The sequence below is a fragment of the Ruegeria sp. E8 genome (assembly GCF_056533985.1).
Map to the genome: position 1 here is coordinate 41,471 of NZ_JBQFOY010000013.1, position 24,260 is coordinate 65,730.

Here is a 24,260-nt window from a genome sequence, read left to right on the forward strand (position 1 = left end):
GGCCTACGTCAGTTTCTTTGCTTTGCGCAGCAGCATGTCGCGTTTGACCTTGCTGAGCCGGTCGAAATACATCCGCCCGTTCAGGTGATCGATCTGATGCTGCACGCTGGTGGCGTCGATGCCGACAAAATCACGGCGGTCCACCATGCCCTGTTCGTTCAGGAACTTCACCGTTACAGCGCGCGGACGTCTGATCTTGGCCGAGACGCCGGGCAGGTTCGGGCTGGCCTCGTCGTGTTCGCGCAGCTCGATCGAGCTGTGCAGGATTTCCGGGTTGGCCAGGCGCACAGCCTTGCCACGCTCGGCCGAGCCATCGACGACGGCCAGACGCAGCATCACGCCGATCTGCGGCGCAGCAAGGCCGACACCGGGCATCGCCTCCATCGTGTCGATCATGTCGTCCCAGATGGCGCGAATCTCATCGGTGATTTCACTCACCTCATCGGCCTTGGTGCGCAGGCGTTTGTCTGGCCACGGCAGGCAGGAGCGGACGGTCATGTGCGCGCCTTCTCGCGTTTGAGCTTTTGCATCTTGCGGGTGATCATCTGCCGTTTCAGCGGTTTGAGATAGTCGATGAACAGCTTGCCGTTCAGGTGGTCGATCTCGTGCTGTACACAGGTGGCCCAGAGCCCGTCAAAGGTTTCCTGCTGAAGTTTGCCGTTCTGATCCATCCAGGTGACATCCACCACCTTGGGGCGGGTCACTTCGGCATATTGATCGGGGATCGACAGGCAGCCTTCTTCGTAGACATTGGTTTCGTCAGACGAGGCGATGACCTCGGGGTTGAACATGATCAGGGGGCGCGGTGCCTCACCTTCTTCCTTGACGCAATCGATCACGATCAACCGATCCAGCACACCGATCTGCGGCGCGGCCAGGCCGATGCCGGGCGCGTCATACATGGTTTCCAGCATGTCGTCGGCCAGTTTGCGCAGCTCGTCCGTAAGGTCGCCCACGGGCGCGCAGACCTTCTTCAGGCGGGGGTCGGGATGGATCAGGATATTGCGTTTCATGAGGCTGATTTAGGCCATCCCGCCCCGCGCCGCAACGCCCCCCTTGCACCTGCCCGATTTGCGGTTAGCTTTCGTCCAACAGAACGGAGCAGACATGACTTTCAACGACCTGACCGACCGCCGGGGAACCAACAGTTCCAAATGGGACAAGATGGAGATGCTGTATGGCGTTTCGCCCGAGGACGGGCTGGCCATGTGGACGGCAGATTCCGATTATCAAACAGCGCCTTGCGTGATCGATGCGGTGCACAAGGCCGCGGATCACGGCGTATTCGGCTATTCCTGGATGCATCCGGATTATCTATCCTCAGTCCAATGGTGGATGAAAACCCGGCATGACTGGGAAATCGACACGGATTGGATTCTGACAACCCAGGGTCTGGGCAACGCAATTGCTTTGTCGCTGGATGTCTGGACAAAGCCGGGCGATGGGATCGTGATCTTCACCCCGGTCTACCATGAGTTTGCCCACAAGGTGAACAAATCGGACCGCCGGGTCGTGGAATGCCCGCTGGTGCGGGAAGGCGACAGTTATGGGCTTGATCTGGACGACGCCCAGTCGCGGCTGGACGGGTCCGAGACGATGCTGCTGTGGTGTTCGCCGCAAAACCCGTCGGGGCGGGTCTGGACCCCGGAAGAGCTGCGCGCCGTGGCCGCGTTTGCCGAGCGCAACGGATTGATCCTTGTGTCGGATGAGATCCACCACGATTTGGTCTATCACGGAGCCAAGTTCGTGCCGATGGATGTGGCGGCCCCGGATGCGCGGCCCTGGACAGTGACACTGACCGCGGCGTCGAAGACGTTCAACATCGCCGGGCAGCGGACCGGCAACATGATCATCCCCGACCCCAAACTGCGCGCGGCCATGAAGCATCGGTTGCAGACGCTGGATTACGACCCCAGCGCCTTGGGTGTGGCGATGATCACTGCCGCCTACAGCCCTGAGGGGGCCGAATGGGTGGACGCTCAGGTCGCGCATCTGGACGGCAACCGGCGATTGTTCAATCAGACCATTGCCGAGATTCCGGGCCTGTGGTCGATGCCGTTGCAGGCGACTTATCTGGCCTGGGTCGATTTCTCGGGCACCGGCATGGATCACGCGGAATTTGTCCGCCGCCTGCGCGAGGACGCGCGGATTGCGACCTCGTCAGGTCCCGGCTTTGGCACCGGTGGGGAAACGTTCGAACGCTTCAACCTCGCCACGCAACGGGCGCGGGTTGAAGAAGCCTGCGCGCGGCTGAAACAAGCCTTCGGGGATTTGCAGTAAGTCATGCGGCGGCTGGGGCTGATAGGTCTCGCCCTGTTGATCGCAGGTGCCGGCTGGATTGGCTGGCACCGCTATGGACCGCGCCCGCCGGCCCCGCCGATGGCACCCGAAGCCACACGTGTTGATCATATTCTGATCGAGAAAGCTGCCCGCCGCCTGACGGCCACGCTGGACGGGGCGGTGGTGATGCAGGCCGACATTGCGTTGGGCTTTGCCCCGGAGGGGGACAAAGAGATCGAAGGAGACGGCAAAACGCCCGTCGGTCTGTTCAGGATCGATCGGCGCAACCCAAACAGCGCCTTTCATCTGTCGCTGGGAATTGATTACCCGCAATCCGACGACATCGAACGCGCACGTCAGCAAGGCACGGACCCCGGAGGAGACATCTTCATCCATGGCCAACCCAACGGCGTGGTCGGTTTTACCCTGCCCGGAGACTGGACATTGGGCTGTATTGCACTGTCGAACACCGAAATGACGCAGCTTTGGAGCCTGACCGAAACCGGAACGACCGTCGAAATCCGGCCTTAATCCTCGTGCCCCAACAGGGCAATCGGCGCATCCGGCGCGCGATAGAAATCCAGCGGAGCCTTGTCATGGGCTACGGTGCTGCGCTTGAACTCATACCGCATCTCACCGCCTTCATCCTCATCCGCGATGATCAGGCATTGGTAGAGGTGGTTGGCCCCATCGTAGATATCGACCAGCCCGCGCAGACGCGGCGTGGTTTCAGCCTCAACCGTGAAGCCGTCCTTCCACAATTTGAGGATTTTGTAGGTATTGTCGCACACGACCACCCGCAAACGGCTGGCTTTCTTCAATGCTGCGATTCGGGCCGCGTCCAACTCGGCGCGTATTTCCTTTGAAACATAGGTACTCATTAATCCGTTCCCCCGTGAATGACTCCTATTGTGCCGGAACGATTGTAAAAATCCAGTGAACCTCATCACAGATCACGATCGGCCCGAGGGGTGTTGCACAGAAATACCGGCCCCAACTGTGCGCGAGTGCAGAGCTTTTGCGCGGGCTCTTGGATAGGAAGATGCCGGGCTTGGGCCTATCTTTGGCGAAACGCTATTGCGGAGGAAAAGATATGGGCCTGCTGGTCGACGGAACATGGCATGACACCTGGTATGACACCAAATCCACAGGCGGCGCGTTCAAACGCAGCGCCGCGCAGTTCCGCAACTGGATAACCGCCGATGGCAGCGCGGGACCGTCCGGCGCGGGCAGGTTCAAGGCAGAGGCCGGGCGCTATCACCTCTATGTCAGCCACGCCTGCCCTTGGGCACATCGCACGTTGATCTTCCGTGAGTTGAAAGGGCTGAGCGACCTGATCTCGGTCTCGGTGGTGCATCCCGATATGCTGGACAAGGGCTGGACCTTTGAAACGGACGATCACGGTGCCACAGGTGACGATCTTCATGGGCTGAACTTTGCGCATCAGGTCTACACCAGGGCCGATCCGTCCTATTCCGGTCGGGTCACGGTACCGATCCTGTGGGACAAGCAGCAGGGGACCATTGTCTCGAACGAAAGTTCGGAAATCATCCGCATGTTCAATTCGGCCTTCAACGGGATCACCGGCAACACGGATGATTTCTGGCCCGAGGCGATGCGGGACGACATCGAAGATGTGAACGCCCGCATTTATTCCGACGTCAACAACGGCGTCTACAAATCCGGCTTTGCCACCTCGCAAGCGGCCTATGACGCTGCTGTAGGTCCGTTGTTCGACACGCTGGACTGGCTGGAAGATCGCCTGTCCCGCAACCGGTATCTGATGGGAGACCGGATCACCGAGGCTGACTGGCGGCTGTTCACCACACTGATCCGGTTCGACCCGGTCTATCACCTGCATTTCAAGTGCAACAAGCGGCGTCTGGTCGATTACCCGAACCTATGGGCCTATACCCGTGAGCTGTATCAATGGCCCGGTGTGGCCCCCACAGTGAATATGAACCACATCGTGCGCCACTATCACTTCAGCCATGACAGCATCAATCCGCACCGGATCATTCCGGTGAACCCGGTGCTGGACTATGCGGAACCGCATGGCCGCGATCAACGCCCTGCGGCGTAGTGTTCGACCATCGCCGCCAGATCCTCTGGCGGCGTTTCGCTTTGCACATAGGCGCAGGCATTTGGGCTATGGGCAAAGATCGACCCATCCGAAAAGAAGGTGGTGTTGGTGACAAAGATCACCCGCGCCTCAGGGCGGCGATAGCTGGCGAAATCGGCCACGGCCAACGCGCTGCCGGTTTCCAAAACCAGATCAAGCACGATGATTTCGAAATCCGTGCCATAGAGCGCCAGAATGGCGTCCTCCTGCGTCTCGACCAGCGTGACCTCGGCGCCTTGCCGCTCCAGATGTCTTTTCCAGACCCGACCAAGGTCGGGGTTACTCTCAACAATCAGAACTTTCATTTGCAACAACCTCGGCACTTGATATGGTGAGTGGTGCCGACCCCCGTAGTCCGTGATCCCGTGATTTCCTTAACAAAGTGTTAACAGCGCCCCAACAGGTCCGTGATCGGGCAGTTTTGCTTGTGTAAGAGGCAAAAATCCGCTTGAAGCACGCCAAAACCGGTCATTTCCCGCAGAGAGAGCAGATGAGCACATTGGATCACGGCCTGGACCCACGGGCATCGCGCGACCACGGCGGCGGGCTGGACAGGGCAATCGTCAGATATGGCGGCACGCGCGACGACTGGATGGATCTGTCGACCGGCATCAACCCGCATCCCTACGAGATTTCGGGGCTGACCGCTGCGGATTGGGCTGAATTGCCGGATCACGGAGCCTTTGAACGGTTGAGCGATGCCGCACGCCGGTTCTGGACTGTGCCGGACGGCGCGGCGATCCTGCCCGCGCCGGGCGCATCGGCCATCATCGCGCGCATCCCCGCACTTGCCGCGGCAGGCACAGTGCAGATCACGCCACCGACCTATAACGAACACGCCGCGGCCTTTTCGGCACAGGGCTGGACCGTTCAGACGGACGCTCCGGGGGACACCCGTGTGATCGTGCACCCAAACAATCCCGACGGGCGCATCTGGCAGGAAAGCGATGTCTCTGCCCCGCTGACCGTGATCGATGAGAGCTTTTGCGATGTCACGCCCGATGCGTCCCTGATCCATCTGGCGGAACGTCCCGGCGTGATCGTGTTGAAGAGTTTTGGCAAGTTCTGGGGGTTGGCCGGAATGCGTCTGGGGTTTGCCATCGGGCGGCCAGACCTGATCAACCGGCTGAATGACCTGACCGGCCCGTGGTCTGTATCGGGCCCTGCCCTGCGGCTTGGAACCCAGGCCCTGACGGACAGGGGCTGGGCGGACGCCACGCGGGCGCGATTGGCGGGCGAGGCCGCTCGACTGGATTCGCTGGTGACGACTAAAGGGGCTGAGGTCGTCGGCGGCACCAGCCTGTTCCGTCTTTACAAGGTCGACGATGCCGCCAGCTGGCAGGATCGCCTTGCACAAAGCCATATCTGGAGCCGCATCTTTCCCTATTCGCGCACCTATCTGCGCCTCGGGCTGCCGCCTGCGGATGGCTGGGACTGGCTGGAGGCCGCGCTGTGAGCCTTGGCCTGATGCTGGTCTGCGCCATGTGTCTGGACGCCGCGCTGGGAGAGCCTGACTGGCTGTGGTCGCGCGTCAAACACCCGGCGGTGATGATCGGCAATCTGATCGGCTGGCTGGACAAACGTCTGAACCACGGAACCGGGCGGCAGTTGAAAGGCGCGGGCGTACTTGCGCTGCTGGTTTGCGGTGCATGGGGGCTTGGATGGACGCTGTCCCTGCTGGGGCCGGTGGTCGAGATCTTGCTCTGCGCGATCCTGCTGGCACAGAAATCGCTGGTTGCACATGTGCGCGCGGTGGGTGACGGGCTGCTGACTTCGCTGGCAGAGGGCCGCGGGCAGGTGGCTATGATCGTCTCGCGCGATACGCGGGACATGACCGAGGCGCAGGTGGCGCGCTCGGCCATCGAAAGCGCGGCAGAAAACCTAAGCGATGGGGTTGTCGCGCCTGCGTTATGGTTTTTGATTGCCGGATTGCCCGGTCTGCTGGTCTACAAGGCCGTGAATACCGCCGACAGCATGATCGGGTATCGCAATGAAAAATACCGCGCGTTTGGCTGGGCCTCGGCCCGGTTCGATGATCTGTTGAACCTGATCCCTGCCCGCCTGACCTGTGTGCTGATCGTGGCGCTTTCGGGCCAGCGATCGCGCTGGCGCGAGATTGTGGCGGATGCGCGCCGCCATATTTCACCCAATGCAGGCTGGCCCGAAGCCGCCATGGCGCGCGCGCTGAACGTCGCCCTTGCCGGGCCGCGCAGCTATGACGGTCAAGTCAGGGATCTGGCCTGGGTCAATGGCGATGCGCCGCGCGAGATCGGGCCGTCAGAAGTTTTCCGCGCATGCCACATGTTGTGGAGCGTTTGGGGGCTTGCGCTTGGGCTCGTGTCAGTGTGGGTTGGGGTCAACCTGATTTTCTGACGGATGCCGCCTTATGCGTTTTCTTTCCAGCCTGATCGCTGCCGCCCTGTTTGCCTCTCCTGCCCTGGCCCAGTGTGGGGGTGGGTTCAACTCGTTCGTCAAAGGGCTGAAGGCCGAGGCCGTCCAGCAGGGCTTTGACCAATCCACCGTGAACGCGTTTTTCAAGGGCGTTCAGCAGGACAGCGCCGTGCTGAGGGCCGACCGGGCGCAGGGGGTGTATCAGAAACCGTTCATCGACTTTTCACGCCGTCTGATCACAAAAAACCGGATCGAGCGTGGGCAGGCAATGTCGCGCAAATACGACGCAGTGTTTGACCGGATCGAGCGTGAATACGGCATCTCGCGCGGGGTGCTGCTGGCGTTCTGGGCGTTTGAGACCGACTACGGGGCCTTTCAGGGTGATTTCAACACCCGCAACGCGCTGGTGACTTTGGCCCATGACTGCCGCCGTCCGGACCTGTTCCGCCCGCAAATCTTTGCGGCCATCGAGCTGTATCAGAATGGCGATTTCGACCCGGGCCGCACCACGGGCGCCTGGGCCGGCGAAGTCGGTATGGTCCAAATGCTGCCCCGTGATATTCTGGAAAACGGCGTCGACGGGGACGGGGACGGGCATGTCCGCCTGAAGACCTCGGCCACCGATGCGCTGATATCCGGAGCCAAGATGCTGTCGCATCTGGGCTGGCAATCCGGGCAACCGTGGCTGCAAGAGGTCACGGTGCCCACGCAGATGGATTGGTCGCTGTCCGGCCCCGGAAAGCCCCGTTCCGTGGCGGATTGGCAGGCGATGGGCGTTGAGGCGCGCAGCGGGTCTTTGGCCGACCTGCCCGCATCGCTGATCCTGCCACAGGGGCGCAACGGACCGGCCTTTCTGGCCTACCCGAATTTCGACGTTTACTTCGAATGGAACCAGAGCTTTGTCTACGTCCTGACCGCCGCCTATTTCGGCACCCGGCTGGAAGGGGCCCAGATTTACGACGCAGGCGATCCGGCACAGGGTTTGAACGGCGCCCAGATGAAGCAGTTGCAAAGCAAGCTTCAGGCCAAAGGGTATGACGTTGGAAAGATTGACGGCATTCTGGGGGCCGGAACAAGGGCTGCGGTACAGGCCGAACAGGTGCGGCTGGGCCTGCCTGCGGACGCATGGCCGACAAAAGAGCTGTTGAACAGGCTCTGAGCCCACGACCTGCTGGTTTGCGTCGTAGGCTCAGAGTTTTGGATAGGTATCCTCAGAACGCGGGGGCGAGTTTCGGAATCGGCGCGGAATGGTCAGACTGCTTGCGGCGCTTGAACCCAAGGAACCCAAGCAACGCAATCGCCGACGCAAGCAGCGGAATTGATGCGGGAACCGGAACCGGCGCAACCGGAGGTGTTACCCCGGTTGCGTAATTGAATCCCGACGCCGCAGTCAGCGTCGTGCCGGTCACCAGATTCATGCTTGCATCAAGAACCTGCGTACCAACCACGGTCGCGCTGTTCAGAAAGTTCATCGAAGATGTACAGGTGCCGCCCGTGCCTGCAGCGGCCCCGGGACATGAAACAAAGGTATTCAAAAATATGGAAAAGTCCGCGACGGAATTCTGATAGGGGATTCTGCCGGTGAAAATCTGATCGATGCTCATGTTCGAGGTATAATCGTTGACGACATTCACATTGGTCGCCCCGAACCCTGGCCCTTTGTACATGAACACCTCAAGCCTTAGTGACCCGCTGTTGGAAGCGGGTCCAGTATAGGCAATCGTACCGATCCCCTGAACACGCAGAGAAATGTCGAGAAACCCGCTACTTGGCCCATTGGTAACGGTGATGGAGTCCGAATAACCAGCCCCGGCATGTGAAAAGCTTCCAAACAGGGACCCTGGTACGGCGCTGTAGTCGATTGAAGACTGGTTGCCGGTTTTCAGAACACCACCAACAGCACTTGCGCTGGTTGACATCGAACCTTCAGGCCCGGTGCACGTCGTGTTGTCAAATCCGCCTGACGTCGAGTTTGTGCAGGTTTGTTGTCCGTTCAAGGCTACAAGCCCGACTGTAGAAGGATTGAAGGTCATAGCCTGAGCCGCCTGAGCGCTGCAGAAAAAAAGAAAACAAATACAAATATGCTTGATCAATTTCATCACCGTACCCCTCACCAAACATAATAAAAAGATCATAATGAGACTTAAAAAGCAAGAAACTTACCCATTTTGAGCAAGGTTGCCATTGCCGAGAACATCACCCTACTAGACCCCAAAAACCGCTAAAGTCCCCCAGTTCGCAACTGGTCAACCTTACCTATATGACCCGAAGTGAGGAAACAGCTGCAAGCCAGTTGGCGGCAAGTCGCGATAATCGACAGTGAGCCGAAGGCAGGGGGATGAACCGAAAAACTTGCGGAACAGACCGGATCGGGCCTGACCACAGGTGCATCGTAAAAGTGGATGTGCCGGGGCGATTGCGATTTGCGACCGGGGCCAGAACTGCTGGCGCAGCCTATGTGACCGGGTACTTTTCCGGGTCTATACCGTGTCTTTGGCAGACAAAGTCGATGTAGCTTCCCTTCGGAGGAACCCCGCCAAACTTGCTGCGAAGGTCGCCCCGGGTTTCGCCCTGAAAATGGTGAAACCGGGCCCAATCTGGCTCGTATTCTTCAATGCGAAGCGCAGGATCAAGAAATCCTCGACGCGGCCAGTACAAATGCCAGTGCTGGCCTCGGTCTATTTCACCCGTGACCCCCAGCGCCCAGCGGGTCACACTTGGGCCGGTTGTCGTCCACGGAAGGTCATAGAGCGTGATTTTCTCGCCCGCGTCATGCCGTTTGACCAGTTTTGCTATGTGATCGCTGCTCAGCCAAAACGGGATCGGGACTTCTGACTCCAAAAAATTCAGGATCAGCTTCAATGCCAGAGAGTTCCTTGGAAGGCGCAAGACGCAGTTGTTCATCGCTTTATTGCGCCAGACGACACCGAACAAGTAATCCGGCGGAACGTCCAGCGGCCGGACGCAGTATATATCCAGATCGACCCAGACATAGTCGGTTTTTCGCAGCATGTGGATCCGGAAAATGTCTGAGTAGACTGCCATTCGTCTTCGGCCGCCGGCCAGATTTTCGGTGGTCTCATCTGCATAGATTTCCCGGGCATCATGCACAATGACGCCTTCGGGAACATCTATATCCATGTCCAGGACATACAGATGGAACTTATAGCCATGGTCCAAAAAGGACTGAATGCACACTCTTTCAACGCAAGACAAAGGCGGGCCAAACCAGAAACTTGCAACTTGAAAATCCAAAACAGCACCTCATGCCCAAAGCCGAAACGGGATCGCTGTTCCAATAATAATGCCGCGCGGGCCTCGTCAACTGCGGCCGTGGATTTGGCCTGACTTACCCTGTGTTGAACAAGCCCTTTGTGTCAAAGCGCCCACAGTTCGACCACGGCCTTTCATTGGGGATGCACTCTTTTGGGATATTCTACTCTGGCCGCACAGGGTAGCGATCCCCCTTCTGATCGATCAAAATCAGTCGCTCACCGCTGCGCACATACAGATCACATCGGCTGAATCCGTTGCGGTAGGCGATGCAGACGCTGCCATCCTCGGCGATGGAATAGGTTCCAAAGGCCGAGTCTCCGCTGGCATAGGTGTAGGAATAGGCCCCTCCGGTCGAAAATTTGGCCTGACCGTCGTCGTAGAAGGTGAAGGTCTGGCCTGCCAAAGCGTCGAGCTCTGACGGTGTCAGGGGAACATCCCCGGATTTGACAGGCCAGTCTGCGGCAAAGGCCGGGCTGGCGGCGATGAGGGCTGGGATCAAAAAGCGCGTCATGCGACCAAGTTAGCGCGATATCCGCGTTACCGTCATAACGTTGCGGTGAGCGGTCAGGCGACCATCTGCTCGGCCTTCTTAAGGTCGACCGAGACCAGTTGGCTGACGCCCTGTTCCTGCATGGTCACACCGAACAGCCGGTCCATGCGCGCCATGGTCACCGCGTGGTGGGTGATGATCAGGAAACGGGTGTCGGTCTGGCGGCACATCTCGTCCAGCAGGTCGCAGAAACGGGTGACGTTGGCGTCATCCAGCGGCGCGTCGACCTCGTCCAGCACACAGATCGGGGCGGGGTTGGCGAGGAAGACGCCAAAGATCAGCGCGGTCGCGGTCAGGGTCTGTTCCCCGCCCGACAACAGGCTGAGGATCGACAGTTTCTTGCCCGGCGGCTGGCACATGATCTCGAGCCCCGCATCCAGCGGATCGTCGCTTTCGACCATGACCAGATTGGCCTCGCCGCCGCCAAAGAGGTGCTTGAACAGCATGGCGAAGTTCGAGTTGACCTGTTCGAACGCGGTCAGCAGACGCTCGCGCCCTTCCCGGTTGAGGCTGGCGATGCCGCTGCGCAGGGCTTTGATCGCCTCTTCCAAATCGGCTTTTTCACCGCTGAGCGTGTCGAACTCTTCCTGAACCTCCTTGCTGTCCTCCTCGGCGCGCAGGTTCACCGCACCCATGGCGTCGCGTTGGCGCTTGTGGCGGTTCACCTCAGATTCCAGAACATCCGCAGCAGGCATCTGATCGGGGTTCACGTCCAGCTGATTCAGCAACTGGTTCGGGGTCAGCTGCTGATCCTCGGCAATGCGTTCGGCCGCCGCGACAACGCTTTCCTTGGCCGCGTCACACCGCGCCTCTGCCGCGGCACGGCTTTCCCGCGCTTCCGAGGCCAGACGTTCGGATTCGCGTTCAGCCAGAACAATTTCGCGCTGCTGAGTCTCGGCCTCAGCCAGTTTATCGGCAGCCTCGGCCCGGCGGGCTTCGGCGGTTTCGATCAGCTCGTTCAACTCTTCCCGCGCTTCGGCGATTTCGCCGGGGGCGGCCATGGCCTCGGTCAGCTCCTCTTCAGAACTTTCCTTGCGCTCGGCCAATTCCGAGATGCGTTTCTCAGCAGTTTCCAGACGGTGCCGCCAGCCGCTGAGGTCCTTCGTGACCTCTTGCGAGCGGCGGGTGCGCGCGTCCCCCTCACGGCGCAGCTCATCATGGGTCGAGCGGTGAGTCAGCATCGTGATCCGCGCTGCCTCAACGGTTTGTTTGATGTCTTCGACCTCGGCACGGGCGCTGTCGAGATCGCCCAGATTGTTCAACGCGCCCTCGGCCTCGCGCAGTTGCGCGCGGGCGGACATCGCGTCTTCCTTGTGGCGATCCACGGCCAGAGTCAGGGTTTCCAGCTTGCCCTGTGCCAGATTGCGATCCGCTTCGGCCCGACTGAGCAGGCGCGCGGTTTCGGCCATGCGTTGATCAGCAGCACGGCGGGCTTCACGCGCGCGGCGGTCGGCTTCGGTCACATCGGCCAATTGTTGCGACAGTGCCTCATGCGCAGCGCGGGCACCATCGGCTTGCGCCTCGGTGCGGGTGAGTTCCTGTTTCAGCGCTTCCAGCTTGTTCAATTGTTCCAGCCGCAGAGCCGCCGCGCTTGGGGCATCCTCGGCCCAGGCCCGGAACCCGTCCCAACGCCACAGGTCGCCCGAACGCGACACGAGCCGTTGACCCGGTTTCAGCGCCGCCTGCAAGCGCGCGCCTTGATCGGCGTCTACAAGACCGATCTGCACGATCCGGCGGCTGAGACGATCCGGTCCGGACACATGCAGTGCCAGCGGTTCGGCCCCTTCGGGCAGCGGCTGGTCGCTGTCATAGCCCGCGATCTGCACCCAGCCCGACGGGCCATCGCCCTCGACCAGAGGTGCGCGCAGATCGTCGGCCAGCGCCGCACCCAAGGCCTTTTCATAGCCGGGTTCGACACGCAGCAAGTCCAGCACCTGCCCGCCCTCTGCAGTGTCGCGCTCCACCAGCTTGGCCAGTGCCGTGGTTTCGGCCCGGATCGCGCCAAGCTCACCTTCGGCCTCGGAGCGTTGCGCTCGGGCCTCGGCCTCGCGGGCCTGCGTCTCATTGCGCAGCTCATCCGCGGCAGCCAGCGCCTCTTCGGCGGCTTCTGCTGCTTCGCGGGCTTCTTCCTCGCCGTCCTGAGCCGCTTCAAACGCTTCGCTGGCACGGGACAGCGCCGTTTTGGCCTCATCCACGGCCAGCCGGGCTTTTTCCTCTTCACCCTCGGACCGGGTCAGTGTCTTGCGGCTGTCTTCCACCAGACGCTGGGCCGATTGGTGCCGGGCGACAAGGCGGGCCATATCCTCGGTCTGTTGCGACAGGTGGTCTTCGCGTTCCTGCAGGATCGAGGCCGCCTCGCGGGCGATTTCCGCCGCCTCGGCCACTTTCTCGTCATGGCCTTCGGCAGCTTTGGCCAGTTCACGGGCCTCCCATTCCAGCCGCTCGATCATCTGACCCGCATCGCGGTTCAGGCCGGTTTCGCGTTCGATATCGTTGCCAAGTTGCTGGATACGGTTGGTCAGCGTCTCAATCGTCTGGCGCGCGCGGGTTTCCTGATCACTGAGCTGATCGCGCTGCACCTGCTGGCGCTGCAGAACGGCGGCGGCGATTGCCTCTTCCTCGCGCAGCGGTGGCAGGGTTTCCTCGATCTCAGCCCGTTTCGCCGCGGCGGCGCGGGCTTCGGCCTCGGCACGCGAGGCTTCGGTGATCCGGTCCCGCAGCTTTTCTTCGGCCTGCTGACGGGCCATGTCGGCCTCTTTCCAGCGGCGGTAGAGCAACATGCCTTCGGCCTGTCGCAGCTGTTCTCCGATTTCGCGGTAACGCGCGGCCTGTCGGGCCTGACGCGCAAGCTGGGCCAGTTGTCCACCCAATTGCTCCAGCACGTCATCGACGCGGGTCAGGTTGGCCTCGGTGCCTTTCAGCTTCAGCTCGGCCTCATGCCGGCGCTGATAGAGGCCCGAGATACCGGCGGCCTCTTCCAGAATGCGGCGGCGGGCGCGGGGTTTGGCGTTGATCAGTTCGGCAATGCGATTCTGTCCCACCAGCGCGGGTGAATGCGCGCCGGTCGAGGCATCGGCAAACAGCATTTGCACATCACGGGCGCGCACGTCCTTGCCATTGGTCTTGTAGGCGCTGCCTACGTCGCGGGTGATGCGGCGGACGATCTCAAGCTGGTCGCTGTCGTTGAACCCGGATGGCGCCAGACGTTCCGAGTTGTCCATGGTCAGGACAACTTCGGCAAAGTTGCGCGCGGGCCGCGTGGCGGCCCCGGCAAAGATCACATCCTCCATCGCGCCGCCGCGCATGGATTTGGGGCGGTTTTCACCCATCACCCAGCGCAGAGCTTCCAGCAGGTTGGATTTGCCGCAGCCATTGGGACCAACCACCCCGGTCAACCCGTCCGCGATGATCAGATCGGTCGGGTCCACGAAGCTTTTGAAGCCGGTCAGTTTGAGTTTGCTAAAGCGCAATGGCTGCTCTTGGTATGATTCCTATGGTCTAGAAGTCTGCGCAAGGGATGGGGGAGGTGTCAACGTGATTGCGCAGGATATGGGATATTGAGTTGAGTTATCCACAATATCTTGGCAAAACTACGCGCAGAACCGCGTATCTCAATACGGCGTGCATTCGAAGACCTGATACCCGTAGTCTTCGTAATAGCCATAATCGACGCATTCATAAGGGCGGCGGAGCAGCGCGCCGAAAATCAGCTTTTCGCCCAATTCCTCGTCACATCCCAGCACGCCGACGGTGACGGCCGCATCGCCCAGCACATCCAATAGCGGACAGCCCGAAACCTGCGCCATGGCCAGCGCGGCCCGGTCGCGGATCGGGCCCAGGCGCGGAGCGTATTGGGCGTTCACACGGACAGCCTCGGCCAGTTCATTGCGAACGCGCACGTCAAAGATGCTGCCGTTTACGGCGACACGTGTTGCGGGCAGGTCGCGGAAGTAGGGCGAGCCGCCCGAACACGCGGCGAGGAACAGGAAGGCAAGCACTCGGATCATGCCGCCTTTCTAGCGGCACTATGGTTAACGAAACCTTTCCCGATTCAAGCGCGCAAGACCTCTCCCAACCGGCGGATACCCTCACGGATCGTCGCCTCATCAGAATTCGAGAAGCTGAGGCGAATGGTGTTTGCGCCGCTGCCATCCGGAAAGAACGCCTGTCCCGGCACGAAAGCCACCTTCACCGTGTCCAGTGCCCGCGCCAGCAGGTCGGATCCGCTGGTCCCGGCAGGAAGTGTGACCCAGATGAACATGCCGCCCTCGGGCCGCGTCCATTCGACCCCGTCCGGCATATGTTGTTCCAACGCGTCCAGCATCGCGTCGCGGCGGGTTCTGTAAACATCGCGTACTTTGGGGATATGGGTGTCAAAGCAGGCCTGCGCCACCTGATGCACGGCCATCTGGTTGATGGTCGCAGAATGCAGATCAGCGGCCTGTTTCAGCAGAACCATCTGAGAGATGATTGGCTTGGACGCAACGACCCACCCCATACGCAACCCCGGCGACAGTGTTTTCGAGAAGCTGCCGCAATAGATCGTCCGACACTTTTCGATCGACCCTTTCCGGGCCAGTTCCAGAGACAACATCGGAGAGATCGGATCGCCGTCGTAGCGCAGCGCCTGATAGGCCCCGTCCTCGATCAGTGCACAGTCCAGATCGTCGGCCAGTTCCAGCAGAGCCTCCCTGCCTTGTAAATCCACCGTCTCGCCTGTCGGGTTGGCAAAGTCCGGCGAAAGGTAGGCGAATTTTACCGCACCCTCGCCCGCTGCGGCCTTGTATTCCTTGGCCCCAAGGTTGCCATTGAGCCTGTCAAAGCGGGGTTCATAGGCATTGAACGCAGCCAGCGCGCCCAGGTAGGTGGGCCAACCGACCAGGGCCGTATCACCGGGGGACAGGAACAGCTTGCCCAGATAATCCAGCGCCTGTTGCGAGCCTGAGGTGATCAGGATGTTGTCGATGTCGCATTCCACCCCGATCTCGCGCATATGCTGGACCAGCCATTCACGCAAAGGAACATAGCCTTCGCTGACCGAATATTGCAGCGCCTGTGCTTGGGTATCCGGCCCCAACGTCTGCTGAAACGCCTGCGCGAACGCGTCGGCGGGGAACAGAGCAGGGTCAGGAATACCTCCGGCAAAAGAAATGATGCCGGGTTGGTCGAGCAGTTTCAGCAACTCGCGAATTTCCGACGCCTTCATCCGGGAGGCCCGGGTGGCAAACAAAGGGTGTTGGGACATGAGGCTCCTCCGATCTCATTTCGGCGCAGACTATGCTTCCTCAAATTAAAGTCAATATTACTGACCTAATATTTCAACGGATGTGACCGGGTATTCTTGAACAGCCCCGTCGTCCATGGTCAAATGAGTTCACCAATTTCGGAACGAACAATGCCCTTTCACAAAGTCCAAACGGAAAAACTGTCGCTCGCCGTCGTTCGCCAGATCGAGCTTTTGATCCTGCGCGGCATTCTGCGCCCCGGTGAGCGTTTACCATCCGAGCGCGAACTGGCCGAGCGCATGGGCGTGTCGCGCCCGTCCCTGCGCGATGCGATTTCAGAGCTTCAGGAACACGGGCTTTTGACGGCGAAAGCCGGGTCCGGGATCTATGTGGCCGAGGTGCTGGGATCGGCCTTTTCCCCTGCGCTGATCAGATTGTTCGGCAGCCATGACGAAGCTGTCTTTGACTACCTGTCCTTTCGCCGCGACATGGAAGGGCTGGCGGCAGAACGGGCCGCGCGATTGGGGTCAGAGAGCGACCTGAAAGTGGTTCAGACGATTTTTGACAAGATGCAGGCCGCCCATGACCGGAACGCAGCGGATGACGAGGCGCGGCTGGATGCCGAGTTTCACATGGCCATCATCGAGGCCAGCCACAACGTGGTCATGCTGCACATGATGCGGTCGATGTATGATCTGCTGGTGCAAGGGGTGTTCTATAACCGCCAGACCATGTTCCGCCAGCGGGCCACACGAGAGGCTATTCTGGATCAGCACCGCGCCATCAATGCAGCGTTGCAGGCCCGCGATCCCTCGACCGCGCGGGATGCGATTGAACAGCATCTGGACTTTGTCGAACGCTGTATGGCGGATCAACAGAAGACAGAGCGGAACGAAGCCATCGCTCAGCAAAGATTGCAACACGAAACCTGGCGGCCCTGAACGCAGGTGTTCTACCCGTTCCAAGGTGGATTAGGCGGCCCCGGTTGCAGCGGGGATCAGTTGTTGCGGGAAGGGTCTGCCGCTGCCTTCTCCCAGATGATCATCGGGGGCCAGCGTGGTCAGAGCCGGGTCGATGAACAGCCGTGCGCCGCGGTTTCTGAGCTGTTTGTGCAGCATCACATGTTCGCACACCATGTGACCGTTTTCGTCCCGGCAGGAATACCGCAGGCCCCGCAGCGCGCGCGATTTATACAGGCCAGCGCCGCCAAAGGCGCTTTCGACAGGGATCAGCGGCGTGTCGGCAGGAATATGAAACTGCCGGTCAAAAACGGCTGATTTCAACAAAGCCTGACGCCATTTCCGGCGGCCGAACAACGGTCTGCGCGTGCTTTGGATGCGCTGCCAGACATCTTCGTCGCACCAGCCCGGACAACGCAGTGCGTGAATGTCATAATAAGCGGGCTTGGAATTGGCGAAGACCCCCTCCCATAGAGGGGCAACCCGCTGGGCTGCCGTCAGAACCGACTGAACATCCAGACAGGCATTCGGGCCATCCATATCCAAAACCAAAGTCAGATCGAGGTCACTGTCTTTTTCTTCCAGCCTGGTGAGCACTGCGTTTCTGGCCGCCGTGATGCGTTCGATCCGGCCGGGGAAATCTGAGGCAAGACCGTCCAGTTGAACAATATCGACATGCCGATTTCGACCCGCGTAGTCCGACAACACCCGGTCGGTGCCATCCACATTGTCGTTGGTCGCGATGGTGACGAAATACCGATGCAATTGCGCAGACAGGGTTTCGATCCGGTTGATCGTGTCGATCAGCGCTGAGCCGCCATTTCTGACCACACCAACAATATTCATCGAAACTGTGTTGCCAGTCACGGCCCGTCTTTCCCTGTATTGTCACGCTCTCTTCCAAGCGCTCCTGTCAACCTGATCCCCATCAGGTTGCAGGATTCGGAGTGTCCAACAAGAGAAGCAGAAGCACGCCAAAAACAAAAGACCCGACAGCCAAAAGCTCTCGGGTCATCTGTATCACTTTTCTGTCGGGGTCACCCGTCAGTGCAGCTTGGTGCCCACATCTGCAATCGACGCATCGATCAGCTTGTTGGCCTGTGCCGCAGTCATCTGCTTGGCCAGAACCGAGCTTGCCGCGGAAACCGCAACCGAAATCGCCTGATCGCGCACTTCTTTCACGGCAGAAGCCTCAGCCGAGGCGATCTGGTCCTGAGCAGCGGCCAGACGACGTTCGATTGACTTTTCAAGGTCAACCTTCGCCTGTTCAGCAGCCAGAACCGCATCATCCTTGGCAGCTGCGACGATTGCATCAGCCTGCGACTGCACTTCGCGCTGCTTACGCTCGTACGAGGCCAGCAGGGTGCGGGCTTCTTCGTGCAGGGCACGGGCTTCGTCCAGATCGGCCTTGATGCCTTCGGCCCGGTTGTCCAGCGCGCCACCGATCATGCCGGGGACTTTGAAGTAGAACAGGACCGCGATGAAGACGATGAAGCCCAGAAGGACGACAAAGTCGGTGTTGCCAAGCGAGAAGAACGGGCCTTTGGCCGCAAAGGCCGGGGTCGCCGCACCGAAAGTCAGGATAAGGGCAAGAGTGTTCCGCATGTCACTTATCCTTTCGTCTGCGCGTCGACAGCACTGGCAATGGCATCAGCATCCGCTTCGCCGCCCAGCGCAGTTACCAGTTCAGCCGCCGTATCCTTGGCAACCACTTGAATGCTTTCCAGCGCGCCGGCACGGATTTCGGCGATTGCCTTTTCCGATTCAGCCGCCTTTGCAGCGATTTCCGCATCCGCCTTGGCAATTGCGTCATCCAGACCAGACTGGATTTCAGCGCGTGCTTCGGCAGCGATACGCTGCGCTTCGGCACGGGCATCGGCCAGCGCCTTGTTATAGGCCTCTTCGGCCTCGACCGCCTTGGCCTTCAGATCTTCGGCCGCAGCCAGGTCATTTGTAATGGTCCCCTGACGTTCAGCCAGGATTGCCGCGATGCGGGGCAGAGCCACGCGGGACAGGACCAGAAAGATGACGACCAGCGTAATGACCAGCCAGAAAATCTGGTTGGGGAACCAATCGAAGCAGAGCTGCGGCATCCCGATGGCCGAACCACCGGCATCGACGCACGAGCCTACTACTTCTTCGCTAATGGGTTCAGTCGCCATGATGTCCTCCGTCGGAACGTTGTCTTTACAACAGGTGGGCCGCTATGGCTTGGGCCCACCTGCGCGTAAGGATCAGGTTCCGCAGATTAGACGGCGAACATCAGCAGCAGCGAGACCAGGAATGCGAAGATGCCCAGCGCTTCTGCGAATGCGATACCGATGAAGAGGGTTGCGGTCTGCGAAGCAGCCGCCGAAGGGTTGCGCAGGGCGCCGGCCAGGAAGTTGCCTGCAACGTTGCCCACCCCGATTGCGGCTGCGCCGGAACCGATTGCTGCCAGGCCTGCGCCGATGTGTGCGAGATCGCCTTCCATGATGTATCTCCTTACGAATTGGAAGTTTCGATGTTGGGGTATCGGACCTTAGTGCGAAGGATGCAGCGCATCTTTCAGGTAAACACAGGTCAGAATGGTGAATACGTAGGCCTGAATGAAGGACACAAGGACCTCAAGGCCATACATTGCGGTGATCGCCAGAACGGACACGGGCGAGATCAAAGAAATCGCGGCAAAGCCTGCGAACACCTTGATCACGGCGTGGCCTGCCATGACGTTACCGGCAAGACGAATGGAGTGGCTGACCGGGCGCACAAAGTACGAGATCAGCTCGATGATCGCCAGAACAGGGCGCAGCGCCAAGGGTGCGCTGGAGACCCAGAACAAACCCAGGAAGGCGGCGCCGTTCTTGACGAAACCCAGGATAGTCACGGTCAGGAACACGGCCAGCGCCAGCGGAATGGTCACGGCAAAATGCGATGTGGTGGTGAAGGACGTGGGGATCATGCCCAGGAAGTTCGCGCAGACGATGAACATGAACAGTGTCATGACATAGGGGAAAAACTTGACGCCTTCCTTACCGCAGATGTCCTCCAGCATCTTGTAGATAAAGCCGTAGGCCAGCTCGGCCACCGACTGCATCCGGGTCGGAACAATCGCGCGCTTGGACGTCGGTACGACCAGCAGCAGAACGATGGCGACAATCGCAAAGAACAGCCAAAGGGTCACGTTTGTGACGGTGAACATGCCAACCGCGCCGTCGCCGAACAGCGGCTTGACGATGAACTGATCCATCGGGTGGAATACCAGGCTGCTGCCTTCTGCTGCGGTGGTCTCAGTTGCCACGTTCAGTCCCTCTCGTCCTTCTCGGCCTGTGTTGAGGCCGCTTGTTTCTCTTGAACCTCTTTCGCGCTGCGGAGCATAACCTTCACGCCCGCGACAAGGCCCAGCAATGTGAACAGCACCAGAAAGATCGGGATCGTCCCGAGCAGGCTGTCCAGCCCGTATCCGATGCCAAATCCGATCCCGAGACCGGAAACCATTTCGATGACCATCCTCCAGGCAAGCTCGCCCCCGGACACGTCAGCATCCGCACGAGGCTTTGGCGCTTTGGCCTTTTTCGCCGCCTCGATCTTGGCCTCAAGCTGCGCCATACGCTGCTTTTGGTCGTCATCGGTCACGGGCGTTTCCCTCGCACAGTCTTGGGCACGGTGCTAAGGCGCGGAGGGCGCAGAGTCAACGGTGTTGAACGCTCGAATTGACGCAGCTTAGAAGTCTGTTTTTATTATGAAATTTAACACACTGCACCTGCACCAGACGCATCCAGATCAGCCACATAGCCTGTGTTGACGGGATTCAGGATATTCAACCTTTTGGTTGATCTTTATCTGACACCCCTCGTCGCAAGGGTCTGAGAACCCGCCCGTCGATCAGTATGAGACCCGCAAAGATCGCGGCCATGCCCAGCAGATGCTCGGGCCGCAAAGTTTCGCCCAGCACCCATGTTCCCAGCACCAGAGCCGAGACAGGCGCGATCAGCGTCACGGTCGAGATATTGGTCGGCCCCACTTTCGGCAGCAACCAATAAAACACGATGAAGGCCGCCGAGGTCAGAACGAATCCGATCATGAACAGCGAGGCCCAGGTTTCGGGTCGGGTCACGTGGGGCAGCCCCTCTTGCCACAGGGCCAGCGGTGCGATGGCCAGGGTTGCGCCGGTCAGGGCCAGCGCCACCAGAACCACCGGTGGCATATCGCGAAAGGCCCGCGCGATGTTCACCGAAAACGCATAACAGATCGGCGCGCAAAGGGTCAGCAGGATCGCCCAGAACTCGGATCCTTTGCCAGACTGCAAAACCGGCAAGGACAACACCACGATACCGGCAAAACCACAGATCACACCCAAGGACTTGAGCAGGGTCGCGCGCTCACTTCCCGGCCAGAAATGTGAGACGATGACCGCGAAGGCAGGTGTTGTCGCGTTTACGATCCCGGCCACGCCCGCGCCGATATGCTGCTGCCCGAGGGCATAGAACGCGAAGGGGGCCGCGTAGCTTAGCGCACCGAAGCCCAGCAGCCCGATGGCTCGCTTCAAACTCAGCGTCACCGGCAAGCGCGCACCCAGCACATAGGCCCAGCACCCCAGCGCACCCAGACCGACCCGTCCCATCGACACCGACAGGGGGCCCAATTCGCGCAACAGGATCGCGTTGAACATGAAGGACATGCCCCAGCCGATGCCGAGGATGCAGATCACCAGCCAATATTTCAGCGCCATCGCCCGCTCCAATCCCTATTCCGGGGAACAGTGACCCGATGGCGGAAATTGTCAAACCGGTTCCTGCGCTTTAGGAAAGGGCATGTCCAACGATCTCGACACTGTCTTTGCAGCCCTCGCCGACCCCACCCGCCGCGCCATTCTGGCGATGCTGCTGGAGGATGATATGGCCGTGACGGATGTAGCCGAGCCATTCGAGATGTCGCTGGCGGCGATTTCCAAGCATCTGGTCATACTGACCAAAGCGGGTCTGATCAGTCAGGAAAAACGCGGGCGGGTGAAATGGTGCAAGCTGGAACCCGACGCCCTGCGTGCAGCCTCGGTCTGGATGCAGGGGTTCGGGCAGTTCGAACCCGTCAATCTGGACGCGTTCGAACGGTTTCTGGAAGTGGAACTGCCGACGTCGGACGACGCCTAGCGCACCACAAAGACCGACATGCTGGCATGTTTGGCCAGGTAACCGGCGTGGCTGGAAAAGATATAGTCGGTAATCCGCGGCGCATGGGTGCCCACAATGATCAGATCTGCGCCAATCTCTTCCGCAGCACGGGTCAGATCGCTGTCGATTTCGGCTGCGACGTCGACCGAGTGAATTTTGCGTATGGAAACCTCGGCCCCACCCTCAGCGGCCAGTCGTTCGGTGAAGGTGGCCAGTTCCTTGTCGATCTCGGCCTCGGTGTCGGTGGATTCACCCATATGGGCCCCGGTGACACTGACCAGAGTGATTTTGGCCCCCTGCCATTTCGCCACCTGCGCGGCAATATCGGCGGCCTTGCGAACCTCGGGCGGTAGATGCCGGTCAATCGGCAACATGATATGTTTGAACATGATCTCCTCCTTTAGCCGTTGGTACAAAGGTAAAAGAGGCGTCACGGTCGCGCCTTGATCTGGCTCAATCAAATTCCACCTTCGGAATGCTTTACCGTGGCGCGCTGTTTTAGTCTGGAACAGGTTTCAGTCCGAAGCGTGCTGAACGGGCGCACTGCGCGGCGTTTCTTCTTTCAGCAGCATCAGCAAGGCGATGATTGTCAGCGCCACGCCGCCGAAGATCAAACCGGTGGGCACAGGTTGACCCAGCGCGATTTCCCACAGGATCACCCAGCTGGGCACCAGATAGGTATAGGCCATCACCTTGGCCGAAGGCAGCCAGAGGGATGAGAACTGCACCAACACGAAACTGGCGGCCGTTGCAAAGAAGGAAATATAGAGCAACCCGATCCAGACAATGGCGGGAAGCGCCGCCCAATCGGTTGTCATCAGGTCGGACCACCCAAACACTGTGAGTAACAGGCATCCGGTAACCAGTGTCCAGAACGTGAACACCACTGCGGGCTCTCCCCTGTTCAGCTTTCGGATCATGGGTGTGTAGATCGCGTGGGCGACGCAACCCCAGAAATAGATGATCTCGCCGCTGCCGATCTCGAAGGCGCGAAACATCTGCCAGTCGGCCCGAAAAATCACCCACAACGCGCCCGCCGCGCCAATGGTCAAGGCCAGCGCCATGCGGGGCGTGGTGATCTGGCGCAGCAGAACCCATCCTGCGAGGGCCGAAACGACGGGTGTCAGGGTGAATACCGCCGCAGCACTGACCGGTGGGGCGGTTTGCAGCCCGTAGAACATCAGCACGAAATAGGTGGAAAACAGCCCGCCCAAAACCAGATAGCGCCACGGTGCCAGCACAGCGTTCTTAGGCAGGCCGGTTGTCGCCAGAGCCACCACGCCGATCACCACAGCCGCAATGGCAAAGCGTACCGCGTTCAGTGCGGCAGGGGCAATCTCATTGGCAATCATCGACCCCAGCGAGAAACTGCCCGCAACAAGGGCCGAGAAGATCAGCATGGCCATATGGCCACGCGCCTGAGGGCTCACGACTGCCAGCCTTTGGATTCTTGTTTCAGATAGCTCAAAAAGGCCTGCACCTTGGTGGTGCGGTGCAGATCCACATGAGTCACCAGCCAAAGGTGGCCGAACCATTCCGGGAGCGGGTCCATCACCTCGACCAGATTGTCGTGACGGGCGGCTTCCCAGCGGGCCATGAAACCAATTCCGGCCCCGGCCAGCACGGCTTCGCGTATGCTGAAATTGTTGGTGCAGCGAAACGTGATGCATTCAGCAGGTACCGCCCCGCGCAACCACCGGGCAAACGGGGCGCGACTGTCTTCATCATCAGAGCTGACGAAATGATAGTTGCCGAAATCCTCGACACCAGACGGCTTGCCAAATTGTTCGACATAGGACGTGCTGGCATAAAGACCGACTTCCTGCTGATGGAAGGGCTGGACCACGTTGTCGGGTTGATCGGGGGCTGATCCCGCGCGGATGGCTACATGCGCTTCGCCGTATTCCAGACGGAACAACCGGTCACCGGTCAGGTATCGCACGATCAGCTCCGGGTGTTTCTTTTGAAACGCGCTGAGTGTCGGCACGATCAGAGGCGCAAGCGATCCCAGCGAGGTCACGACCAATTCGCCCGAGACATCGTCACCCCGGCCCTTCATTCGCCCGACAAGCTGATTGAACTGATCCTCGGTGGCTTGTGCCACACGCAGCAGATCGTCACCCGCCTCGGTCGGCGTGTAGCCCCGCGCGTGGCGCTGAAACAGCTTGACGCCCAGCCGCGATTCAATCGCGTCGATGTGCCGGATCACGGTGGCGTGGTGCACCCCCAGGACCTCGGCCGCGCCGCTGACCGTACCCATCCGCGCGACCTGATAGGCGGTTCTCACTTCATCCCAATTGTCCATGG

Annotated in this window: 28 protein-coding genes; 8 read left to right on the plus strand and 20 right to left on the minus strand. The window is 60.1% G+C overall.

Annotation, left to right across the window (positions count from 1 at the left end):
• Positions 1-3: 3 nt before the first annotated feature.
• A complete protein-coding gene (gene def, locus ACR0LF_RS16130) occupies positions 4-498 on the minus strand; it encodes a peptide deformylase (protein WP_480581506.1) in 495 nt (164 codons plus the stop codon).
• A complete protein-coding gene (gene def / locus ACR0LF_RS16135) occupies positions 495-1,013 on the minus strand; it encodes a peptide deformylase (protein ID WP_480581508.1) in 519 nt (172 codons plus the stop codon). The genes def (ACR0LF_RS16130) and def (ACR0LF_RS16135) overlap by 4 nt, the downstream gene beginning before the upstream one ends.
• 94 nt (positions 1,014-1,107) lie before the next feature.
• On the opposite strand from def (ACR0LF_RS16135), the gene ACR0LF_RS16140 reads away from it, so the two are divergent.
• Both ACR0LF_RS16140 and ACR0LF_RS16145 read left to right on the plus strand, forming a co-directional pair.
• A complete protein-coding gene (locus tag ACR0LF_RS16140) occupies positions 1,108-2,280 on the plus strand; it encodes a MalY/PatB family protein (protein WP_480581510.1) in 1,173 nt (390 codons plus the stop codon).
• Between the two features lie 3 nt (positions 2,281-2,283).
• Positions 2,284-2,811, plus strand: coding sequence for a L,D-transpeptidase family protein (locus ACR0LF_RS16145; RefSeq protein WP_480581512.1), 528 nt, complete (start codon positions 2,284-2,286; stop codon positions 2,809-2,811).
• Here ACR0LF_RS16145 and ACR0LF_RS16150 read toward each other — a convergent pair.
• The gene (locus ACR0LF_RS16150; RefSeq protein ID WP_480581514.1) at positions 2,808-3,161 is read right to left on the minus strand and encodes a hypothetical protein; all 354 of its coding nucleotides are present in this window, start codon (positions 3,159-3,161) and stop codon (positions 2,808-2,810) included. The two genes, ACR0LF_RS16145 and ACR0LF_RS16150, sit on opposite strands and share 4 nt — an antisense overlap.
• Before the next feature lie 212 nt (positions 3,162-3,373).
• On the opposite strand from ACR0LF_RS16150, the gene ACR0LF_RS16155 reads away from it, so the two are divergent.
• Entirely contained in the window at positions 3,374-4,363 is a 990-nt protein-coding gene (locus tag ACR0LF_RS16155; RefSeq protein WP_480581516.1) for a glutathione S-transferase family protein, read from the plus strand.
• On the opposite strand, the gene ACR0LF_RS16160 is transcribed toward ACR0LF_RS16155, so the two are convergent.
• Positions 4,345-4,707: a response regulator transcription factor gene (locus ACR0LF_RS16160; protein WP_480581518.1), complete on the minus strand. Its 363-nt coding sequence runs from the start codon at positions 4,705-4,707 to the stop codon at positions 4,345-4,347. The genes ACR0LF_RS16155 and ACR0LF_RS16160 overlap by 19 nt on opposite strands.
• Positions 4,708-4,892: 185 nt before the next feature.
• Here ACR0LF_RS16160 and ACR0LF_RS16165 point away from each other — a divergent pair, with 185 nt between their 5' ends.
• Genes ACR0LF_RS16165 through ACR0LF_RS16175 form a run of 3 tightly spaced genes read left to right on the plus strand, consistent with a single transcriptional unit; the run spans position 4,893 to position 7,952 of the window.
• A complete protein-coding gene (locus ACR0LF_RS16165) occupies positions 4,893-5,858 on the plus strand; it encodes a threonine-phosphate decarboxylase (protein ID WP_480581520.1) in 966 nt (321 codons plus the stop codon).
• The gene (gene cbiB, locus ACR0LF_RS16170) at positions 5,855-6,775 is read left to right on the plus strand and encodes an adenosylcobinamide-phosphate synthase CbiB (RefSeq protein ID WP_480581522.1); all 921 of its coding nucleotides are present in this window, start codon (positions 5,855-5,857) and stop codon (positions 6,773-6,775) included. Before ACR0LF_RS16165 ends, cbiB begins: the two co-directional genes overlap by 4 nt.
• Positions 6,776-6,788: 13 nt before the next feature.
• Positions 6,789-7,952 (plus strand): lytic murein transglycosylase, encoded by a 1,164-nt coding sequence (locus ACR0LF_RS16175; RefSeq protein WP_480581524.1) that lies wholly within the window; start codon positions 6,789-6,791, stop codon positions 7,950-7,952.
• A gap of 52 nt (positions 7,953-8,004) precedes the next feature.
• Here the strand turns inward: ACR0LF_RS16175 and ACR0LF_RS16180 are convergent, their stop codons facing one another.
• From ACR0LF_RS16180 to ACR0LF_RS16205, 6 genes are all read right to left on the minus strand, one after another.
• Positions 8,005-8,712, minus strand: coding sequence for a PEP-CTERM sorting domain-containing protein (locus ACR0LF_RS16180; protein WP_480581525.1), 708 nt, complete (start codon positions 8,710-8,712; stop codon positions 8,005-8,007).
• Positions 8,713-9,247: 535 nt separating this feature from the next.
• Complete coding sequence (locus ACR0LF_RS16185; protein WP_480581527.1) at positions 9,248-9,934, minus strand: hypothetical protein; 687 nt, start codon at positions 9,932-9,934, stop codon at positions 9,248-9,250.
• A 295-nt stretch (positions 9,935-10,229) separates the two neighbouring features.
• Positions 10,230-10,580 carry a hypothetical protein gene (locus tag ACR0LF_RS16190; RefSeq protein ID WP_480581529.1) on the minus strand — a complete coding sequence of 117 codons (351 nt, stop codon included), beginning with the start codon at positions 10,578-10,580 and terminating at the stop codon, positions 10,230-10,232.
• A 53-nt stretch (positions 10,581-10,633) separates the two neighbouring features.
• Positions 10,634-14,089 carry a chromosome segregation SMC family protein gene (locus ACR0LF_RS16195; RefSeq protein WP_480581531.1) on the minus strand — a complete coding sequence of 1,152 codons (3,456 nt, stop codon included), beginning with the start codon at positions 14,087-14,089 and terminating at the stop codon, positions 10,634-10,636.
• 141 nt (positions 14,090-14,230) lie between these two features.
• Positions 14,231-14,626 (minus strand): hypothetical protein, encoded by a 396-nt coding sequence (locus ACR0LF_RS16200; RefSeq protein WP_480581533.1) that lies wholly within the window; start codon positions 14,624-14,626, stop codon positions 14,231-14,233.
• A gap of 44 nt (positions 14,627-14,670) precedes the next feature.
• Positions 14,671-15,864, minus strand: coding sequence for an aminotransferase-like domain-containing protein (locus ACR0LF_RS16205; RefSeq protein ID WP_480581534.1), 1,194 nt, complete (start codon positions 15,862-15,864; stop codon positions 14,671-14,673).
• Between the two features lie 150 nt (positions 15,865-16,014).
• Here ACR0LF_RS16205 and ACR0LF_RS16210 point away from each other — a divergent pair, with 150 nt between their 5' ends.
• Entirely contained in the window at positions 16,015-16,785 is a 771-nt protein-coding gene (locus ACR0LF_RS16210; protein ID WP_480581536.1) for a FadR/GntR family transcriptional regulator, read from the plus strand.
• A 30-nt stretch (positions 16,786-16,815) separates the two neighbouring features.
• Here the strand turns inward: ACR0LF_RS16210 and ACR0LF_RS16215 are convergent, their stop codons facing one another.
• The 7 genes from ACR0LF_RS16215 to ACR0LF_RS16245 form a co-directional block, all read right to left on the minus strand.
• Complete coding sequence (locus tag ACR0LF_RS16215) at positions 16,816-17,670, minus strand: hypothetical protein (protein WP_480856435.1); 855 nt, start codon at positions 17,668-17,670, stop codon at positions 16,816-16,818.
• 177 nt (positions 17,671-17,847) lie between these two features.
• Positions 17,848-18,408 (minus strand): F0F1 ATP synthase subunit B, encoded by a 561-nt coding sequence (locus tag ACR0LF_RS16220; protein ID WP_480581539.1) that lies wholly within the window; start codon positions 18,406-18,408, stop codon positions 17,848-17,850.
• Between the two features lie 5 nt (positions 18,409-18,413).
• Positions 18,414-18,965: a F0F1 ATP synthase subunit B' gene (locus ACR0LF_RS16225; protein WP_480581541.1), complete on the minus strand. Its 552-nt coding sequence runs from the start codon at positions 18,963-18,965 to the stop codon at positions 18,414-18,416.
• A gap of 86 nt (positions 18,966-19,051) precedes the next feature.
• Positions 19,052-19,276, minus strand: coding sequence for a F0F1 ATP synthase subunit C (locus ACR0LF_RS16230; protein WP_005981269.1), 225 nt, complete (start codon positions 19,274-19,276; stop codon positions 19,052-19,054).
• 48 nt (positions 19,277-19,324) lie between these two features.
• Positions 19,325-20,083, minus strand: coding sequence for a F0F1 ATP synthase subunit A (locus tag ACR0LF_RS16235; protein ID WP_480581543.1), 759 nt, complete (start codon positions 20,081-20,083; stop codon positions 19,325-19,327).
• Positions 20,084-20,085: 2 nt separating this feature from the next.
• Positions 20,086-20,418 (minus strand): AtpZ/AtpI family protein, encoded by a 333-nt coding sequence (locus tag ACR0LF_RS16240; protein WP_480581544.1) that lies wholly within the window; start codon positions 20,416-20,418, stop codon positions 20,086-20,088.
• 184 nt (positions 20,419-20,602) lie between these two features.
• Entirely contained in the window at positions 20,603-21,514 is a 912-nt protein-coding gene (locus tag ACR0LF_RS16245; protein ID WP_480581545.1) for a DMT family transporter, read from the minus strand.
• Positions 21,515-21,596: 82 nt separating this feature from the next.
• Between ACR0LF_RS16245 and ACR0LF_RS16250 the strand changes: the two genes are divergently transcribed.
• Positions 21,597-21,932, plus strand: coding sequence for an ArsR/SmtB family transcription factor (locus ACR0LF_RS16250; RefSeq protein WP_480581547.1), 336 nt, complete (start codon positions 21,597-21,599; stop codon positions 21,930-21,932).
• On the opposite strand, the gene ACR0LF_RS16255 is transcribed toward ACR0LF_RS16250, so the two are convergent.
• From ACR0LF_RS16255 to ACR0LF_RS16265, 3 genes are all read right to left on the minus strand, one after another.
• Positions 21,929-22,342, minus strand: a complete 414-nt coding sequence (locus ACR0LF_RS16255; protein WP_480581549.1) for a universal stress protein — start codon at positions 22,340-22,342, stop codon at positions 21,929-21,931. The genes ACR0LF_RS16250 and ACR0LF_RS16255 overlap by 4 nt on opposite strands.
• 126 nt (positions 22,343-22,468) lie before the next feature.
• Positions 22,469-23,383 (minus strand): DMT family transporter, encoded by a 915-nt coding sequence (locus ACR0LF_RS16260; RefSeq protein ID WP_480581551.1) that lies wholly within the window; start codon positions 23,381-23,383, stop codon positions 22,469-22,471.
• Complete coding sequence (locus ACR0LF_RS16265; protein ID WP_480581553.1) at positions 23,380-24,258, minus strand: LysR family transcriptional regulator; 879 nt, start codon at positions 24,256-24,258, stop codon at positions 23,380-23,382. Before ACR0LF_RS16265 ends, ACR0LF_RS16260 begins: the two co-directional genes overlap by 4 nt.
• Positions 24,259-24,260 lie beyond the last annotated feature (2 nt).